18 protein-coding genes are annotated in these 16,570 nt (G+C 71.7%); 11 read left to right on the forward strand and 7 right to left on the reverse strand.

Annotated elements, in window-relative coordinates; translation table 11 throughout:
- Positions 1–154: 154 nt before the first annotated feature.
- Both ABZ883_RS05845 and ABZ883_RS05850 read right to left on the reverse strand, forming a co-directional pair.
- Complete coding sequence (locus tag ABZ883_RS05845; RefSeq protein WP_360902110.1) at positions 155–1,120, reverse strand: hypothetical protein; 966 nt, start codon at positions 1,118–1,120, stop codon at positions 155–157.
- Positions 1,117–1,749 carry an RNA polymerase sigma factor gene (locus ABZ883_RS05850; RefSeq protein WP_360902113.1) on the reverse strand — a complete coding sequence of 211 codons (633 nt, stop codon included), beginning with the start codon at positions 1,747–1,749 and terminating at the stop codon, positions 1,117–1,119. The genes ABZ883_RS05845 and ABZ883_RS05850 overlap by 4 nt, the downstream gene beginning before the upstream one ends.
- Before the next feature lie 1,216 nt (positions 1,750–2,965).
- Between ABZ883_RS05850 and ABZ883_RS05855 the strand changes: the two genes are divergently transcribed.
- From ABZ883_RS05855 to ABZ883_RS05890, 8 genes are all read left to right on the forward strand, one after another.
- Entirely contained in the window at positions 2,966–3,490 is a 525-nt protein-coding gene (locus ABZ883_RS05855) for a 2-oxo-4-hydroxy-4-carboxy-5-ureidoimidazoline decarboxylase (RefSeq protein ID WP_360902937.1), read from the forward strand.
- Between the two features lie 127 nt (positions 3,491–3,617).
- Entirely contained in the window at positions 3,618–3,998 is a 381-nt protein-coding gene (gene sdhC / locus ABZ883_RS05860; RefSeq protein WP_319658631.1) for a succinate dehydrogenase, cytochrome b556 subunit, read from the forward strand.
- 8 nt (positions 3,999–4,006) lie between these two features.
- Positions 4,007–4,477: a succinate dehydrogenase hydrophobic membrane anchor subunit gene (locus tag ABZ883_RS05865; RefSeq protein ID WP_360902117.1), complete on the forward strand. Its 471-nt coding sequence runs from the start codon at positions 4,007–4,009 to the stop codon at positions 4,475–4,477.
- A 27-nt stretch (positions 4,478–4,504) separates the two neighbouring features.
- Positions 4,505–6,259, forward strand: coding sequence for a succinate dehydrogenase flavoprotein subunit (gene sdhA / locus ABZ883_RS05870; protein ID WP_360902120.1), 1,755 nt, complete (start codon positions 4,505–4,507; stop codon positions 6,257–6,259).
- Positions 6,259–7,017, forward strand: coding sequence for a succinate dehydrogenase iron-sulfur subunit (locus ABZ883_RS05875; RefSeq protein WP_360902123.1), 759 nt, complete (start codon positions 6,259–6,261; stop codon positions 7,015–7,017). Before sdhA ends, ABZ883_RS05875 begins: the two co-directional genes overlap by 1 nt.
- 147 nt (positions 7,018–7,164) lie before the next feature.
- Complete coding sequence (locus ABZ883_RS05880) at positions 7,165–7,812, forward strand: hypothetical protein (protein ID WP_360902125.1); 648 nt, start codon at positions 7,165–7,167, stop codon at positions 7,810–7,812.
- 4 nt (positions 7,813–7,816) lie between these two features.
- Positions 7,817–8,134 (forward strand): hypothetical protein, encoded by a 318-nt coding sequence (locus ABZ883_RS05885; protein ID WP_360902128.1) that lies wholly within the window; start codon positions 7,817–7,819, stop codon positions 8,132–8,134.
- Between the two features lie 77 nt (positions 8,135–8,211).
- Positions 8,212–8,919, forward strand: coding sequence for a hypothetical protein (locus ABZ883_RS05890; RefSeq protein ID WP_360902131.1), 708 nt, complete (start codon positions 8,212–8,214; stop codon positions 8,917–8,919).
- On the opposite strand, the gene ABZ883_RS05895 is transcribed toward ABZ883_RS05890, so the two are convergent.
- The 3 genes from ABZ883_RS05895 to ABZ883_RS05905 form a co-directional block, all read right to left on the reverse strand.
- Positions 8,872–9,453, reverse strand: a complete 582-nt coding sequence (locus ABZ883_RS05895; protein ID WP_360902134.1) for a hypothetical protein — start codon at positions 9,451–9,453, stop codon at positions 8,872–8,874. The two genes, ABZ883_RS05890 and ABZ883_RS05895, sit on opposite strands and share 48 nt — an antisense overlap.
- Positions 9,454–9,923: 470 nt before the next feature.
- Positions 9,924–10,922 carry a hypothetical protein gene (locus ABZ883_RS05900; RefSeq protein ID WP_360902137.1) on the reverse strand — a complete coding sequence of 333 codons (999 nt, stop codon included), beginning with the start codon at positions 10,920–10,922 and terminating at the stop codon, positions 9,924–9,926.
- Positions 10,919–12,166: a DUF4132 domain-containing protein gene (locus ABZ883_RS05905; RefSeq protein WP_360902140.1), complete on the reverse strand. Its 1,248-nt coding sequence runs from the start codon at positions 12,164–12,166 to the stop codon at positions 10,919–10,921. The genes ABZ883_RS05900 and ABZ883_RS05905 overlap by 4 nt, the downstream gene beginning before the upstream one ends.
- Positions 12,167–12,293: 127 nt before the next feature.
- On the opposite strand from ABZ883_RS05905, the gene ABZ883_RS05910 reads away from it, so the two are divergent.
- Positions 12,294–13,532 (forward strand): serine hydrolase, encoded by a 1,239-nt coding sequence (locus ABZ883_RS05910; protein WP_360902143.1) that lies wholly within the window; start codon positions 12,294–12,296, stop codon positions 13,530–13,532.
- Positions 13,533–13,562: 30 nt separating this feature from the next.
- Here ABZ883_RS05910 and ABZ883_RS05915 read toward each other — a convergent pair whose 3' ends face one another.
- The gene (locus ABZ883_RS05915) at positions 13,563–14,000 is read right to left on the reverse strand and encodes a DUF4234 domain-containing protein (RefSeq protein ID WP_360902146.1); all 438 of its coding nucleotides are present in this window, start codon (positions 13,998–14,000) and stop codon (positions 13,563–13,565) included.
- A gap of 159 nt (positions 14,001–14,159) precedes the next feature.
- On the reverse strand, positions 14,160–14,735 hold the full coding sequence (locus ABZ883_RS05920) for a MarR family transcriptional regulator (RefSeq protein WP_360902149.1): 576 nt from the start codon (positions 14,733–14,735) through the stop codon (positions 14,160–14,162).
- A 68-nt stretch (positions 14,736–14,803) separates the two neighbouring features.
- On the opposite strand from ABZ883_RS05920, the gene ABZ883_RS05925 reads away from it, so the two are divergent.
- Complete coding sequence (locus ABZ883_RS05925) at positions 14,804–16,087, forward strand: MFS transporter (RefSeq protein WP_360902152.1); 1,284 nt, start codon at positions 14,804–14,806, stop codon at positions 16,085–16,087.
- Between the two features lie 71 nt (positions 16,088–16,158).
- Positions 16,159–16,569: a hypothetical protein gene (locus tag ABZ883_RS05930; RefSeq protein ID WP_360902155.1), complete on the forward strand. Its 411-nt coding sequence runs from the start codon at positions 16,159–16,161 to the stop codon at positions 16,567–16,569.
- Position 16,570: the final 1 nt, after the last annotated feature.

Consider the following 16,570-nt stretch of genomic DNA (forward strand, 5'->3'; position numbering starts at 1 on the left):
GTCTCTCGTTGGGGGCCCGGTACGGGGAGACCGGGCTGCCCCTCGACCGATGACCAGTCGGTCTACTCGTTACAGCGCCCGCAGGGCCGAAAGTGTCACTCGCCCCGCGGATGCCTCGGGTGCTCCGCCGTACCGCGAGGGCGGGCGGCGGGTGTCACTGCCCGCCGGCGCGGGACGCGTGCCGCTCACCGAAGCGGTGATGGCCGCCGGAACGGTTCTTCCCGTTCCCCTTTCCCCCATGGTGCAGCCGGCCGGGGCCGTCGTCCTTCAGGCCGCCGCCCTTCAGGCCGCCGCCCTTCGGGCTGTCGTTCCTCGGGCTGTCGTCCCCCGCCCCGCCGACGCGGCGGCCGTGCGGTCCGAGCACCGCGGCGCAGTAGCGCCGCACCATGGGCTGGCCGCCGCCCGCGGCCTTGCGGAGCTGCTTCCAGATCTGCTCGTCCGTCTTCCCCCGGCGCCAGCCGGCGGCCGCGTAGGCACGGCACAGCGCCTTGGGACCCGCTGTCGCCCCGGCCGGAGGCGCGGGGAGCCGCGGAGCCCCGGGCGCGGCAGGGCCGGCGGGCGCGCCGCCCGGCACGGTGCCCACCGGGACGCCGCGTCCGGACCGCGAGGGCGCGGGCGGGCTGGGGGGAACGGCCGGGGTGGCCGGACGGGTGCCGCCCGTCGCCTGCGGCGCCGCGCCCTGGGTGTGCACAGGGGCGGGCGCCTCGTCCCCGCCGCTCAGCAGCACCGGCAGCGCGCCCGCCGCGGCGGCGAGAGCCACCCCGGCGACGGCCGCGGTGGCCAGCAGGGTGCCGCTGAAGGCCCTGGCGCCACGGCCCTTGGACCCACCGGAACGCCGGCCCGCCGCGTCGCGGCCGCCGTCCCGCTCGTTCGCGCGGCCGCCGCGTACGGGCGACAGCTCGGGCCCGGCGTCCCGCGCGTCCCGGAAGGCGGCCAGCGCCGCCTCCTCGCGCGCGGGGTCGAGCACCGCGGGTACGGCGGCCGCGGCCAGCGTCCGGGCCAGCGTCGCGGCCCGCGGGTCCGTCCATGCGGGGCCGGAGGTGTCGTTCCTCGCCGCCCCGCGCAACAGCCTTTCGGCCGTGGTGTCGTCGAGCCAGTCCTGTCCTTTGTTATCGCTCATCTCATGTCCTCAAGCGCTCGAGACGCCGAAAACGTCACACTTGACGACCCGTCGTCGGATTCCAGCAGTTCAGCGAGGCGCCGCAGGCCGCGGCTGGTGGCCATGCGCATCGCCCCCGGCCGTTTGCCCACCACCTCGGCGGCGGCGCGGGAGTCCAGCCCCATCACGACGCGCAGCAGGACCGCCTCCGCCTGGTCCCGGGGAAGGGCCGCGATCGCGGCCAGCGCGGCCCCGGTGCCCACCGCGGCCACCGCCTCCTCGGCGGTGTCGGAACCGCCGGGCCGGTCGAGCAGTTCCTCGACCCCGGCGGCGGCCAGCGGACGGCGGCCCACCGCCCGCAGGTGGTCCAGCGCGCGGTTGCGGGCGATGCGCGCCGCCCAGCCGCGCAGCGCGTCCCCGTCGCCGTGGAACGACGACAGGTCCCGGGCGATCTGCAGCCACGTCTCCGATGCCACGTCCTCGGCGTCCCCCACGCCGACCAGCGAGCGTACGTACTGCAGCAGTTGCGGTTGCACCGCTCGGTACACGAACCGGAAGCCGTCCTCGTCCCCTTCTTGCGCCGCGCGTACCGCGGTCGCCAAATCCACGTTCGAGCCTCCCCCTTGGAATCGCGCACCATACTGCCCCATGCGGCGCGTTCCGACAGGCCCTGGGGGGCGGCTACTCATGGGTCACAAAAGCTGACGAAAACAGCCTCGCCGCCTTCGGTCCGCCGTGGACCGACGGCGTCCCCGGCAGGCGGTGTGACACTTTCGGCCCGCAGGACGCTGAACAAGACAGAAGCGGCCGGAGACGCTCCTGTGGGGGGAGGCGGACTTCGGCCGCTTCACCTGGGCGGCGACCGCCCGGCCCCCCTCACCCGTGCCGCCGGAGCCGCGAATTCCCGCCAGCCCCCTCCGGGCCGCCCGGGTCCCGCCCTTTCCGCCCCGGATCCGCAACGGCACGCGCCCGCGGGCCGCGCGCGGCTTCAGGCACCACCCCGGCCCTCGTCGCAAGCACCGCAGCGCGGTCGTCGTGCCCTCGGTGACAGCGCCGGCAAAGGGGCGTTCCCGGCCGCGCGCGGTAGGCGCCCCGTACTCGCCGCCGCCCGCATGACGCCGGGGCCTCGGCCGGACGCCGTTGCACGGCGACCCGTCGCCGAGGGGGCCTCGGCCGGCACCCGTCCGGCCGAACGGAGCCCGGGAATCCTGTGCGTGGCGCGGAACCCCCGCCGGCGGTGCCGGCACGCACCGTCACCCCCACTGAAGGACGTGACTGCTACTCCGTTCGGGTGAAAGGGGCAAGCCGATCCCACCGGGGCCGGACTCACCGCCCGTACGCGGTCCGCCAGCCCTCCACGGCGACAGGCCGGGGGCCGCGGCGAGCACAGGACCGGCGGGCGACGCGACGGCAAGCGCGGCCGTGCCGGCCCGGACCACCGCACGCTTCGTCCGCATGTGCCACATGATCTGACGTGATGTCCGGATGGCGCACCCACCGCGCGGACCCTCGACGGACGGGCACTTTCGTTCCCGTACGGGTGAAATTCGCGCATCCGTCGTACAGTGCCGAACATACGCCGATACGGTGGCGCTCACGCGCCGTCCATTCCCACGGACGCCCCACGCGTCACCGTCGGTTCCCCCGGTCCCCGCACCGCCCGCATCACTCGCAGTATCCGCAGTACCGCGTAGTCCCCCCACCCCGCAGTCCCCCCGCAGTTCCAGGAGAGCACCGCTGACCAGCGACACTCCGTCCGTCCCGCCGGCGACACCGCCGCTGCTCCCGCCGCAGTCCCGCGGCGGCGCCGACCGGACGGCCCGGACGTCCCGCCCGGCCTCGCAGCCCGGCCGCCCGCGCGGTGGACTGGACGGCTTCAACGACGCCCCGCCCGCGGTCGCCGAGGCAGCCCTGCTCGACTGCTGCGGCAGCCTGCGCTGGGCCCGCCGGGTCGCCGCCCACCGCCCCTACCCGGACGTGGACGCGCTGCTCGCCGCCGCCGACGAGGCCGCCTACGACCTGTCCCCCGCGGACCTGGCCGAGGCCCTCGCGGGCGAGGCCGCGGGCGCCCCGCCGGACATCGCCCCCACGCGCGGCAGCCTCGCCGCGCACACCGCGCTGCGGGCCGCCCAGGCCGCGTACGAGGCCCGGTTCGGCCATGTCTTCGTCGTCAGCCTGGACGGGGTCGACCCCGACGAGACCCTCGGTCTGCTGCTCGCCTCGCTCCGCCGCCGACTGGGCCACGACCCCGACGAGGAACGGGTGGTCGCCGCCGAGGAACTGCGCCGGGTGACCCGCGCGCGGCTGGCCCGCCTCGCGCGCGGGGACGATCCGGTGGGACAAGGGGTTCCCGGTGGATACACCCACCCGTGCGGGATCGATCACACCTGACGGACCCGGCAGGACGTAGCCGACAGGCCGTCGCTACGATGGCCAGGGCCGGAGGACCGTACCCGGCCGGGCCCGACCGACCAAACGAAGCCGGCAGGCCCCTCACCGCTCCCGGAGGGTTTTTTCCGTGCCGGCTGGAACGTTGTACCGCGGCCGGGAAGGCATGTGGTCATGGGTGGCACATCGTGTCACCGGTGTCCTCATCTTCTTCTTCCTGTTCGTCCATGTCCTCGACACCGCGCTGGTGCGCGTCTCCCCCGAGGACTACGACAAGGTCGTCGACACCTACAAGCAGCCCATCGTCAGCCTTCTCGAGTACGGGCTGGTCGCCGCTGTCCTCTTCCACGCTCTGAACGGCCTGCGCGTCATCGCCGTCGACTTCTGGTCCAAGGGCCCGAAGTACCAGAAGCAGATGCTGTGGTCGGTTGTCGGAATCTGGGTCGTCCTGATGATCGGGGCCATCTACCCCGTCCTCGGTCACGCCGCTCGAGTGCTGTTCGGGAGCTGAGTCCATTCATGTCCGCAACAGACCACGTGGAGCTCAGCTCCTCCAGCGCCGCGTACAGCCCCGAGAACCCGGCTCCGTACATCGAGGCGCCGCGCGCCCGATCCCAGCGCACGCCGCGCGCCACCCGGACCAACTTCGAGCTGTACGGCTGGCTGTTCATGCGCCTGTCCGGCATCGTGCTCGTGGTCCTGGTCCTCGGCCACCTGCTGATCCAGCTCGTCCTCGACGGCGGTGTCACCAAGGTCGGCTTCGCCTTCGTGGCGGGCCGCTGGGCGTCCCCGTTCTGGCAGACCTGGGACCTGATCATGCTGTGGCTGGCGATGCTGCACGGCGGCAACGGCCTGCGCACCGTCATCAACGACTACGCCGAGCGGGACAACACCCGGTTCTGGCTCAAGATGCTGCTGTACACGGCGACGGCGTTCACCATCATCCTCGGCACGCTGGTGATCTTCACCTTCGACCCGAACATCCGCTAGCCGGGCTGGACAGGGAAGCGACCCCTCATGCAGATCCACAAGTACGACACCGTCATCGTCGGCGCGGGTGGCGCCGGGATGCGCGCCGCCATCGAGGCGACGAAGCGCAGCCGCACCGCCGTGCTGACGAAGCTCTACCCCACCCGCTCCCACACCGGCGCGGCCCAGGGCGGCATGGCCGCGGCCCTCGCGAACGTCGAGGAGGACAACTGGGAGTGGCACACCTTCGACACGATCAAGGGCGGTGACTACCTGGTCGACCAGGACGCCGCCGAGATCCTGGCGAAGGAGGCCATCGACGCGGTCCTCGACCTCGAGAAGATGGGCCTGCCCTTCAACCGCACCCCCGAGGGCCGGATCGACCAGCGCCGCTTCGGCGGCCACTCCCGCAACCACGGCGAGGCCCCGGTCCGCCGCGCGTGCTACGCGGCCGACCGCACCGGTCACATGATCCTCCAGACGCTGTACCAGAACTGCGTCAAGGAGGGCGTGGAGTTCTTCAACGAGTTCTACGTCCTCGACCAGCTCCTCGTCGAGGAGAACGGCGTCCAGAAGTCCGCCGGTGTGGTCGCCTACGAGCTGGCCACCGGCGAGATCCACGTCTTCCAGGCAAAGTCCGTCGTGTACGCCTCCGGCGGCACCGGCAAGTTCTTCAAGGTCACCTCCAACGCGCACACCCTCACCGGTGACGGCCAGGCCGCCGTCTACCGCCGCGGTCTGCCGCTGGAGGACATGGAGTTCTTCCAGTTCCACCCGACAGGCATCTGGCGCATGGGCATCCTGCTGACGGAGGGCGCCCGCGGTGAGGGCGGCATCCTCCGCAACAAGGACGGCGAGCGCTTCATGGAGAAGTACGCGCCGGTCATGAAGGACCTCGCCTCCCGCGACGTCGTCTCCCGCGCGATCTACACCGAGATCCGCGAGGGCCGCGGCTGCGGTCCCGAGGGCGACCACGTCTACCTCGACCTGACCCACCTGCCGCCGGAGCAGCTGGACGCCAAGCTCCCGGACATCACGGAGTTCGCGCGCACCTACCTCGGCATCGAGCCCTACACGGACCCGATCCCGATCCAGCCGACCGCGCACTACGCCATGGGCGGCATCCCGACCAACGTCCAGGGCGAGGTCCTCGCGGACAACACCACGGTCGTCCCGGGCCTGTACGCCGCCGGCGAGGTCGCCTGCGTCTCCGTGCACGGCGCCAACCGCCTCGGCACCAACTCGCTGCTCGACATCAACGTCTTCGGGCGCCGCGCCGGCATCGCCGCCGCGGACTACTCGGCGACCGCCGACTACGTCGAGCTCCCCGAGAACCCGGCCGAGCTGGTCGAGGCCCAGGTCGAGACGCTGCGCGCCTCCACCGGCAACGAGCGGGTCGCCACGCTCCGCAAGGAGCTGCAGGAGACCATGGACGCCAACGTCATGGTCTTCCGCACCGAGCAGACCATCAAGACCGCGGTCGAGAAGATCGGCGAGCTGCGGGCGCGGTACAAGAACGTCTCGATCCAGGACAAGGGCCGGCGCTTCAACACCGACCTGCTGGAGGCGATCGAGCTCGGCAACCTGCTCGACCTCGCCGAGGTCATGGCGGTCTCCGCCCTGGCCCGCAAGGAGTCCCGCGGCGGCCACTACCGCGAGGACTACCCGAACCGCGACGACGTCAACTTCATGCGGCACACGATGGCGTACCGCGAAGTGGGTGCCAACGGCACCGATGCGATCCGTCTCGACTACAAGCCGGTCGTGCAGACCCGCTACCAGCCCATGGAGCGTAAGTACTGATGAGCACCGCGACCCTCGACAAGGTCGAGGCCGAGGCCCAGGCCTCGCCCTACATCACCGTCACCTTCCGGATCCGCCGGTTCAACCCGGAGGTCTCCGCGGAGCCGACGTGGCAGGACTTCCAGCTCGAGATCGACCCCAAGGAGCGGGTCCTCGACGGCCTCCACAAGATCAAGTGGGAGCTGGACGGCACGCTGACGTTCCGCCGCTCCTGCGCCCACGGCATCTGCGGCTCCGACGCCATGCGGATCAACGGCCGCAACCGCCTGGCCTGCAAGACCCTGATCAAGGACATCAACCCGGACAAGCCCATCACGGTCGAGCCCATCAAGGGCCTGACGGTCCTGAAGGACCTGATCGTGGACATGGACCCGTTCTTCCAGGCCTACCGGGACGTGATGCCCTTCCTGATCACCAAGGGCAACGAGCCGACCCGCGAGCGCCTGCAGTCCCCCGAGGACCGCGCGCGCTTCGACGACACCACCAAGTGCATCCTGTGCGCGGCGTGCACGTCGTCCTGCCCGGTGTTCTGGAACGACGGTCAGTACTTCGGTCCGGCGGCCATCGTCAACGCCCACCGCTTCATCTTCGACTCGCGTGACGAGGCGGGCGAGCAGCGTCTCGAGGTCCTGAACGACAAGGACGGCGTCTGGCGCTGCCGCACGACGTTCAACTGCACGGACGCCTGCCCGCGCGGCATCGAGGTCACCAAGGCCATCCAGGAGGTGAAGCGCGCGCTCATCACGCGCCGCTTCTGACCCCCAGTTCATCCTGGGCCTCAAAAGGGCCCGCCCCGCGTGCGTACGCGAGGCGGGCCCTTTTTGCGTAGTTCAAGTGCCGTATACCCTCGGACGCCCGCATCCATCATGCTCGGACCCTCGGAACTTGGGCATCTGGGGGGACCCATGACAGAGGGGGACAGCAGCGCTGCGGAACCGGAGCCGGCAGAGATCGAGCCCTGGCAGCCGCCCGGCGCTTGGAACGGTGCGAAGTGGCCGGGGCCTCCGCAGCCTGGTTACGACCAGGCATCCGCGGCAGCGCACTTTGTCGCCGCCCCGCTTCTTGCCGCCGCGGCACTTTCATTGATCGGTGTCATCAGCACGGACAAAGGGCAGTTCGGCTGGCCCGGAACCGCCCTGATCCTCCTGGTCTCGGCCACCGTTCTGCTCATCGGAAGCATCCAATTGGCGTTCAACGCCCGTAAGCACTTCTACACGCGGCAGACGCTCGTCGACTGGTACGGCGACGATCAGTTCGCAGAGATGAAAGACAAACTGCTCCAACAGCTTGATTGGGATATCAAGCGCTGGCGACTGAAGATAGCTGGAGCGGTCAGATGGTTCAACGCCGGAACCATCGCATTGGGTCTCGCCGTCGCCGCAACTCTGGTCCCCTCGCCCACCAGTCCGCAGGCAGAACTCCGCTGGGCGGCCGCGGCGCTGACGCTGGCCGCTACCGCTGCCGAGTGCGGCTATTTGCTCTGGCTCAAGAGGGAGCCCATCGCGCCGCCACTCGCTCCACAAGCCTCGGATACATCCATCACAAAGGGGTGAACCATTGCTGCACGCAACCGAACTACCCGGACTCCTCCCGGACATCGCCAAATGCGAGCAATGCCAAATCGCCTTCCGGTGGGACTACGGGACCGGGGTCTTCAACAGCTGGCTGAAAGCACTGAACGGGAACACCGGCGACGTGATCAAGTGGTGGGAAGACCATCCGGAGCAGTACCTGGGTCATGGTGGCACGTGCCCGCTCATCAAGCTCCCCAAGGTGGCGATAACGCACGTCCCACTCCAGACGGACCAATGGGCAATGATGAAGCGATTGATCGATCTGTTCCACCCACACGAACCGCCGCCGCCCACCCGCTGAAGGGCCCCCGTCCACGACCCCGCTAACATGGCGCCGCGCGCCGCCTCCGCGGCACGACGAATCAGGGGGCGGTCGCGGTGCACGGCGAGGGCAATGGGCGCGACGCCCGCTCTCGTGTGTGGGGCGGGCTGGCAGTGGTCGCCGTGGGGAGCTTCATCGCGGGAGACGCGGTCCACCGAACCCGGGTCGTCGTCGAATGGGCGACCACGTGGTGGCCGTGGGCCCTTTTGCTGATCGCCGCGCTGAACCTGTTCCGTTCGGTCAGCCGCACCGGTTCCCTTATAGGCCCGGGTCTGCTCACAGCCGTGGCGCTGACAGGCTTGGGGGTGGCCCGTGGCGTCGCCGCGCACACCGTCCTGAACGCGGTACTGCCCGCCGCACTCATCGTGGCCGGCGCGATACTCACACTATCCGTACACTCCAGGGAACAGCAGGACGCCTGGGTCTGCGCGTTCACCACCGGGCACGTTGTGGCCCCCGACGAGATCGGCGAACGAACAGCCCACCCTCTGCTCACGGCGAGGGCCCTGGCAGGGGACCTGCGTGTGGATCTGACAGCGTCGCGGATCGACGGCATCGTCACGGTGCACGCAACGGTCGTCTTCGGGCAGGTACGCCTCACTGTGCCCCGGACATGGCCCGTGAAAGTCCACGCGCCGGGTAGTGTACTGACGCGCATTACGGATTCGGGACCGCGGCATGAAATCGAGACCGGGTCTCCGGCGGGGGTCGTGACCCTACATGTCCTCGGGGCCTGCGGTGCGATCAGTGTTCTTCGCACGTGAACGATCGTGGTCGTAGGGCCAATTCACCACCCGCTCCGCGAGCCGATGCGGTTCTGGGCCCCAACCGGCCATGAAGAAATCCGACAGTTCGGCGAGGACCTGGCGCTCCTCGGTCTTGGACGGCAGGCGATGGTGCATTGCGGCCAGCAGATCGAACCGGTGCAGGTCGTAAACGACGTGCATGAGCCCCGAGTAAGCCTGAGCCGCGATGACCGCGCCCTTGTAGGCGACGGCCGCGAGGACCAGCGCCAACACCGGTAGCCACCATAGTGTGCGCTCATCGTAGAACGCGCCGCAGCAGCACAAGGCGATCGCCAGCATGCTGTGACAGAGGTTGACAGCCGTGTCCAGGGCATCGCGGGTACTTTCGAGCGATTTCATCAACCTGTCGGAAACCGACATGTAGATCCGCGGCCAAGACGTGAGTGTGGTGAGCCCGTAACGCTCACCTGCCGTCAGCTCTCCCCCACGGAGGGCATTTCCAAGTGCTGAGGGAAGCAATACGTCAGACCGCACCCCGTTGAGGCGTCGCATGGCACTGAGCCTGGATCGCTCCGAACGGAGATATCTCTTCTCAGCGAGGACTTGGGTCGCAAGAGGCTCTGATCCGTCGGAATTTGGGTTCGGTACCCGGCGAACACTCACCCGCCTGCGTGACTCCCACCTCCGACGCTGGATCTCCACAAGAATCCTCGCGAGGCCGGCAGTCACCGGCCAGCGGTCCCAATAGCCCTCCAGGACACGCACCGCCCGAACCTGGTACGGGTGGAGAAGTAGGCCCAGCACGATCGCGGTAGCGATCATCCCGGCGGCCACTTCGGTCAGGGCGGCGGCATCGCGGGGAACGGCATCGTGCCAATGACTCGGTCCCAAGAAGCTTCCGGCCCGCACGAGAACCCACACAGTCGCGCTGAAGAGCCCGCAGGGCACAAAGCTCACGGAGAACAGTCGCCGCACCGACCCCCCTCTGCTCAGGACTCACGCCAGCGACAGTATGGGCGTACTCACGTGGCGCGCGCCGCACGAATCTGCCTTCTGGTCACTACGTGATCGACACACCCGGCGAGCCTGCGCAGTTCGGCCTGCCCGGCGCCGTCCGCGAGCCGGGCCAGGGCGCGCACGCCGGCGCCGGCGACGACGTTCTTGACCGGTGACCGTTCGACCAGGGCGCCCAGGGTGCGGACCGTCTCCGGGTGCGGGGGCAGCGCCGCGGACGACAGCAGCCAGGCCAGCCCGCGGACGCCGGTGACGTTCCAGGAGTCGTGGCCGCTGTTCCCGGCGCTGCCGCCCTGGGTCGCCAGGGCGAGCCAGGGGGTGACGGTCCTGCGTACGGTCTCGGGGTCGAGGCCGTCCAGGATCGCCGCGGCGGCCCGGTCCCAGCGCGCGCTGGGCGCCGCCTTGGCGTCGCGCAGCCACGGGATCAACCGCCGCCAGGGCCCGCCGAGGTGCGGCAGTTCGGCCAGCACGCGGTCGGACCAGAGTTCGCCCGGGTTGAGGAGCGGTTCGGGCAGCCGGTCCAGGAGGACGGCGGCCCAGTCCAGGCAGCCGTCGTACGCGGATCTGCGGAGCAGCCCGACCACCTCGCCGGACAGCGGCCGCCCCGCGTCGAGCAGTGCCTCGGCGAGGGCGGGCAGTTCATCGCTGGTGCCGGAGAAGTACCAACGCCGCGCCCAGCCCTCCAGGAGGGTGTTCCACTCCTCGCACCACGCCGTTCGCGGGAAGCCCCGCGAGATCACGGCGAGCAGCACCATGCCCGGCCTGCGTGCGTCTCCGCCGTGGCCGTGCGCACCGATGTGCTCCACAACGACCCCGGCCAGGGCCCGGCGCCGCTCCTCGGGCATGGCCCGCAGGACGGCCGCCGTACGGTAGCCCTCGCCGTCGCTCCGGTGGAGCAGATGGCGCGCGAGCACATCCGGCTCTCCCTCCGCGGCGAGGCGGGAGATGAAGTCGATCCGGCCCTGGTCCTCCCAGGGCGAGGGGTGGTACGTCCGCGCGGTGCTCACAGCTGCCTCACGATCGTGGGGTCGGTGATCCGGTCGTCGCGGGCGAGCAGCGCGGCCTTGCCGAGGACGGCCGACAGCATGCGGTCGCCCTCGTGGGGCAGCCAACTCGGTTGCGTGCCCTGAGCGGTGGCCGGGGCGACGGGCAGGTGGCGGTCGCCGGGCAGCAGTACCTGGGCGGAACCGAGGTGGATCCGGTAGGTGTGGCGGACGCCGCGGACGTGCAGGAAGCGGTCCTCCGTGCGGCAGCGCCCGCCCAGGGCGAGACGCGGCAGCAGGCGGGCCAGTACGTCGCGGCGGGCCGTGGCGTCGGGGCCGAGCTCCCCGAAGGCGCAGAATGCCCACAGGGCCCGGTCGGGGCCGCCGGGCGGGGCGGCGGCGTTGCCGATGCCGGCCGCTTCCACGAACAGGCCGATGTCGCGCAGGACTTCGCCGGCGACCAGCGGCGGCACGGTCGCGGACCCGAGCGGGTGGAACCGCGGCTCGCCGAGGGTGACGGCCCGGCCGCCCGCGTACCGGACGACGCCGGTCGGCAGTTCGGCGCGCACGCCCCACTGCGGCAGGTCGCGCGTGAGCGCGGTGCGGGCGCCGCCGTGAGCGGGCCGCCAGCCGAGGGCGGCGGCCCGGACGTGGAGGGGGTCCTCGCGCACCGGGTGCCCGGTGAGGGGGCGGTCGCCGCGGACCTCCCGGTAGACCTGCGGGAAGGGCTGCGTGATGCCGTGCCGCTCCAGCCGGTCCCGCCAGGCGGCGACCTCCGCGTCGTCCCGCCCGAGGGGATGCCACAGTTCCACCGCGCCGCCCCCGCCGACCGGTGCCCCCGTCAGCGTGCGCAGGGCGCCGTCCGTGTGGGCGCACGCGATCCCGTCCACGGTCCACAGCAGGCGCCGGGCGAGGGTTCCCACGAGCGGATGGTCGAGGTACCGCTCCCGCCAGTCGTCGTGGTCCCAGGGGCGGCGCCGCAGGAACGCGCGCTCCAGCTGCGCGGCCTGGGCCGCCAGCGCCTGCTCGATGTCGCGTACGGCCGCCCGCAGCCGTCCCAGCTCCCCCGCCTGCTCCCGCCGTACGCACGACGGGATCCCCCGCGCGGCCCTGCCCGCGGCATCCCGCCAGGCCACCGCGACCTTCCCGCCGCGCACCACGAGCTCGGCGCTCGCTCCGCCCAGCCGCCACACGCCCCGCCCCGGGCCGCTCAGCCCGTACGCGGGAACGGCCCGTTCCGTTTCCCCCACGACCGTTCCAGTCCCCATGTCCGCGAGCGTAGAGAGGGGGACTGACATCGGTCCCCCGGTCCGCCACCGTCCGAACGAGTGCCACTTTCAGCCGGGACCCGCCCCCTGTTCCCCGTCGGGGCGGCATCGCTTGTACGGTCTGCGGGTGCGCGACTTCCCCCCCATCTCACGTCGCGGCGCGCTCGGCTTGGCAGCGGCCGCCCTCCCCTCCGTCCTTGCGGCGTCACGTCCCGCCTCGGCTGCCGCCAGATCCGCGGTCGGCGGCGCCCGCCTGGCCCTCTCCGGGGTCCAGGTGGACGGCGGGGCGCCGGATCTGCCGGAGACGAACTCGTTGTCGTGGGTCGTGGCGGACGCCGGTTCCGGCGAGGTCCTGGCCGCGTACAACGCACATCGCAGGATGCCGCCGGCGAGCACGCTGAAGATGCTGTTCGCGGACACGGTGCTGCCGAAGTTCGACCGGGCCATGCGGCACAAGGTGACGGCGGAGGATCTCGCGGACATAGGAGAGGGCAGCAGCCTGGTCGGGATCGAGGCGGGGATCACGTACACCGTCGAGCAGTTGTGGCTCGGGGTGTTCCTGCGGTCGGGGAACGACGCGGTGCACGTGCTGTGCTCGATGAACGGCGGCGTGGACAAGACCGTGCGGGAGATGCGGGCGCGCGCGCTGGAGTTGCAGGCGAACGACACGCACGTGGTGAGCCCGGACGGCTACGACACGCCGGGGCAGTTGTCGTCGGCGTACGACCTGACGCTGTTCGCGCGGGCCGGGCTGCGCGATCCGGACTTCCGGGACTACTGCCGCACGCAGGTGGCGCACTTCCCCGGGGAGCGCGGGAGCACGTTCGAGATCCAGAACACCAACCGGCTGCTGGGGCGCTACACCGGCGTGATCGGCGTGAAGAACGGCTACACGACGAACGCGGGCAACACCTTCACCGGTGCGGCGAAGCGCGACGGCAGGACGCTGCTCGTGACCGTGATGCACCCGGAGTCGGGGTACGACGAGGTCTACAAGGAGGCCGCCGCGCTGCTGGACTGGGGCTTCGGCGCGACGGGCCGCGTGACGCCCGTCGGGGCGCTGGTACCGCCGCTCAGCGAGCTGAAGTCGTCCCCCCGGCCGCACGGCGGCGACGGCGAGGTGAGCGCGAGCACGGCGGCGAAGGGCTCCGGGTGGCTCGGGCCGGGGGCGGGAGCTGGGCTGGTGGCGCTGGTCGCGGCCTTCGTCCTGGCGATCCGCCGACGGCCGCGGCCGAGGATCGCGGCGGGCGGCGGCCGGCGGCGCGCGGGCGGCGGCGGCGACACCCAGGCCGACCCGCGGACCGGCGCACGCACTGCCGCACGCGGCACGGAACGGGCCGGCGGACGGCGACGGCGCTCCTCCTGAGGGGCGCCCGGCGCGGCGCGGGCCCGCGCGCTAGTTGCGGGCGACCCACACCCGGTTGAGCTGTTCCTGGTAGTAGAACGGCGTCAGCGCGAGCGCCGGCGCGAGCAGGACGCCCTTGAAGCCGGAGACCGAGCCGGCGAGACCGGCGCGCCGCTGGGCGCGGGCGATGCGGCAGCCGGTGTTGTAGAGGGAGACCGCCGCGGGCACCAGCAGCAGGGCGCCGAGGGAGACCGCGAGGACGGCGAGGGCCGGACGGACCTTGATGCCGGGGTCGAAGTCGCGCAGTTCGCGATTGGCGCGGTAGTACCAGATCAGCCAGTACACACCGAGGGTCGCGGTGCCCAGGAGCCAGACCCTGCCGGGCCGGCGCAGCGCGCCCGAGGGCGTGGCGAGGTACCTGCGGGTGGTGACGGGGAAAGCCGCGATGACCGGACGGGTCAGGGTCCGGTAGCGGTCCTCGTTGTACATGCTGCCCCCGAGCGATATGCCGGCGAAGGTGGCGTGGAAGGCAAAGCTACTCGGCGGTTCGGCCGAGTGTCAGGGGTCGGCGGCGACATATTCCGCACAGACTCCCGGGTCAGGATATGGCGATGGCGTGTACGACATGTACGGGGCGGCCGCTCCCGCTCACTTCGCCCCGGTACGGCCCGCCTCGCCGCCGCCCGTCCCGCCGTCCCCCGCGTCCCCGTCCGCCTCGGCCACGGCCATGACGCGGCGCAGCAGGTCGGACAGCAGCCTGCGCTCCCCCGCGTCGAGGACCCCGAGCAGCCGGTACTCCGCGTGTCCCAGGACGTCCATCGCGCCGAGCCAGGCGGCGTGGCCCTCGTCGGTGAGCTCGACGTCGATGCGGCGGCGGTCGGTGGTGGAGTGGGTGCGGCGGACGTAGCCGCGCCGTTCGAGGCCGTCGACCCGCCCGGTGACGGAGGCGGGGGCGAGGTCGAGGTCGGCGGCGAGTTCGGAGGGTGCGGCGCGGCCGCCGCGGCCGGCGAGGGCGTGCAGGGTGTGGAACTCGTGCCCCTGGAGGTCGAAGTCGGCGAGCGACTGCTCGCGGACCCTGCGCAGGTGCCGGGTGACCAGCTTCATGCGGGTGACGGCGCCCTCGATGTCGGGGTCGAGGTCCGGCAGGACGGGCAGCCAGCGCTCGACGTGGCCGTCGGTCCAGTCCCGTTCCGTCCCGGTCATGGGTGGTGGCTCGGCTGTCATGGCCGAAATCCTACGGCACCATAAATTTCGGTGGCGAATCTTTCGGCGCCGAAATACATTGCGGCCCCATGACACCCACGCACCCGCTCCGGCTCCGCGCCTTCCGCCTGTTGTTCACCGGACGCGTCCTGTCCCTCCTCGGGGACGGGGTCGTGCCCGCCGCGCTGGTCATCGCCGTGACCCGGGTGACCGGCGACGTCTCCGCCCTCGCGCTCGTCCTGGGCTGCGCGATGGTGCCCCGACTGCTGCTCCTGCCCCTGGGCGGCGTGGTCGCCGACCGGTTCGACGCCCGCCGGGTGGCGCTCACCACCGATCTCGTGCGCTGCGCGGCCCAGTTCCTGGTCGGGGCGGAACTGCTCGGCGCCTTCGGCGACGGCCCGGTCCTGGCGCACATCGCCGTCGCGGAGGCGGTCGGCGGCGCCGCCTCGGCCTTCGCCATGCCGACGCAGGCGCCGCTGGTGGCCGGCATTGTGCCCGGGTCCGGCGAGGGCGAGGCCCGCCGGAAGGCCAACGCGCTGATGGGCGTGGCCAACAGCGCCACCCGGCTGTGCGGGCCCGGACTGGCCGCAGCACTGATCTGGGCCGCGGGGCCGGGACTGGCCTTCATGCTGGACGCGGCCTCCTTCGCGGTGAGCGCGGCCCTGCTGACCGCGGTCCGGGTCGAGCGCGTCCCGCTGCCGCGGGCCTCGGTGCTCACGGACCTCAAGGAGGGCTGGGGCGAGGTGCGGTCCCGCGACTGGTACTGGACGAGCCTGGTGGCGCACGCCACGTGGAACGGTGCCGCCGCCGTGCTCACCACCCTCGGCCCGGCCGTCGTGATCAGCAGGCTCGGCGGCGAGGGCGTCTGGTTCTGGGTGCTGGAGGCGGGCGCGATCGGTCTGGTGCTCGGCTCGTTGCCGGCCGCCCGGCTGCGGCCCCGCCGGCCCGTGATGGTCGCCAACCTGGGGCTGGCGACGTACGCACTGCCGCTGGCCCTGCTGGCCATGGCCGCCCCGGCGCCGCTGCTGATCGCGGCCTACGGGATCGCGCTGGCGGCGCTCGGCTTCCTCACCCCGGTCTGGGAGACCGTCGTCCAGCAGCAGGTGCCGCCGCAGGCGCTGGCCCGGGTCACCTCGTACGACTGGCTGCTGTCGCTCGCCGCGATGCCGGCCGGTTACGCGCTCGCGCCGCCGGCCGCGGCCGCGTGGGGGAGCGCGGTGCCGCTGTGGGTGTGCGCGGCGCTGGTGGCGGTCGCCTGCGCGGCGACGGCGGCGGTGCCGGGCGTACGCGAGGTCGGCGTTTCCGGACCTGCTCCCTCCGCTTCCCCCGCGACCCCCGGAACCGCCGGGAAGCCCGGCCCACAAGCGACTTGAACGTGTTCAAAAACAGGTCTACAGTCAGTCCCGCAACGGGTTTTGAACACGTTCAAACAAGGGTGGGACCCATGGACCTCACGGTCGTCGCGTATGTCATCTACCTGCTCGTCAGCGTCGCGCTGACGGTGTGGGTGGCCCGGACGCTCAGCAGGGCGGGCAAGGTCTTCCTCGAAGACGTCCTCCACGGCAACGAGAAGCTCGCCGACGCCGTCAACCACCTCCTGGTGGTCGGCTTCTACCTCGTCAACCTGGGCTTCGTCGCCCTCTACCTGAAGAACGCCGACGCGGTCGACGACGCCCGCGGCCTCTTCGAGGCGCTCTCGGTCAAGCTCGGCGTCGTCCTGCTGGTGCTGGGCGTGCTGCACCTGGGCAACGTCTGGGTCCTCAACAGGATCCGCCGCCGCGGGGTGATGGACCGCGAGCAGGTCCCGCCGGTCGCGCCGCAGGGCTGGACGCCCCCGGCCGTCCCCGGGGTGTGAC

The sequence above is a fragment of the Streptomyces sp. NPDC046977 genome, assembly GCF_040644455.1.
Taxonomy (GTDB): Bacteria; Actinomycetota; Actinomycetes; order Streptomycetales; family Streptomycetaceae; genus Actinacidiphila.

Coding starts and splice junctions, on each gene's coding strand:
- ABZ883_RS05845 (WP_360902110.1), bottom strand. CDS start 1,120: ATGAGCGATAACAAAGGACAGGACTGGCTCGACGACACCACGGCCGAA.
- ABZ883_RS05850 (WP_360902113.1), bottom strand. CDS start 1,749: ATGGGGCAGTATGGTGCGCGATTCCAAGGGGGAGGCTCGAACGTGGAT.
- ABZ883_RS05865 (WP_360902117.1), top strand. CDS start 4,007: ATGTCCGCAACAGACCACGTGGAGCTCAGCTCCTCCAGCGCCGCGTAC.
- sdhA (WP_360902120.1), top strand. CDS start 4,505: ATGCAGATCCACAAGTACGACACCGTCATCGTCGGCGCGGGTGGCGCC.
- ABZ883_RS05875 (WP_360902123.1), top strand. CDS start 6,259: ATGAGCACCGCGACCCTCGACAAGGTCGAGGCCGAGGCCCAGGCCTCG.
- ABZ883_RS05880 (WP_360902125.1), top strand. CDS start 7,165: ATGACAGAGGGGGACAGCAGCGCTGCGGAACCGGAGCCGGCAGAGATC.
- ABZ883_RS05895 (WP_360902134.1), bottom strand. CDS start 9,453: ATGCGACGCCTCAACGGGGTGCGGTCTGACGTATTGCTTCCCTCAGCA.
- ABZ883_RS05905 (WP_360902140.1), bottom strand. CDS start 12,166: ATGGGGACTGGAACGGTCGTGGGGGAAACGGAACGGGCCGTTCCCGCG.
- ABZ883_RS05915 (WP_360902146.1), bottom strand. CDS start 14,000: ATGTACAACGAGGACCGCTACCGGACCCTGACCCGTCCGGTCATCGCG.
- ABZ883_RS05920 (WP_360902149.1), bottom strand. CDS start 14,735: ATGACAGCCGAGCCACCACCCATGACCGGGACGGAACGGGACTGGACC.
- ABZ883_RS05925 (WP_360902152.1), top strand. CDS start 14,804: ATGACACCCACGCACCCGCTCCGGCTCCGCGCCTTCCGCCTGTTGTTC.
- ABZ883_RS05930 (WP_360902155.1), top strand. CDS start 16,159: ATGGACCTCACGGTCGTCGCGTATGTCATCTACCTGCTCGTCAGCGTC.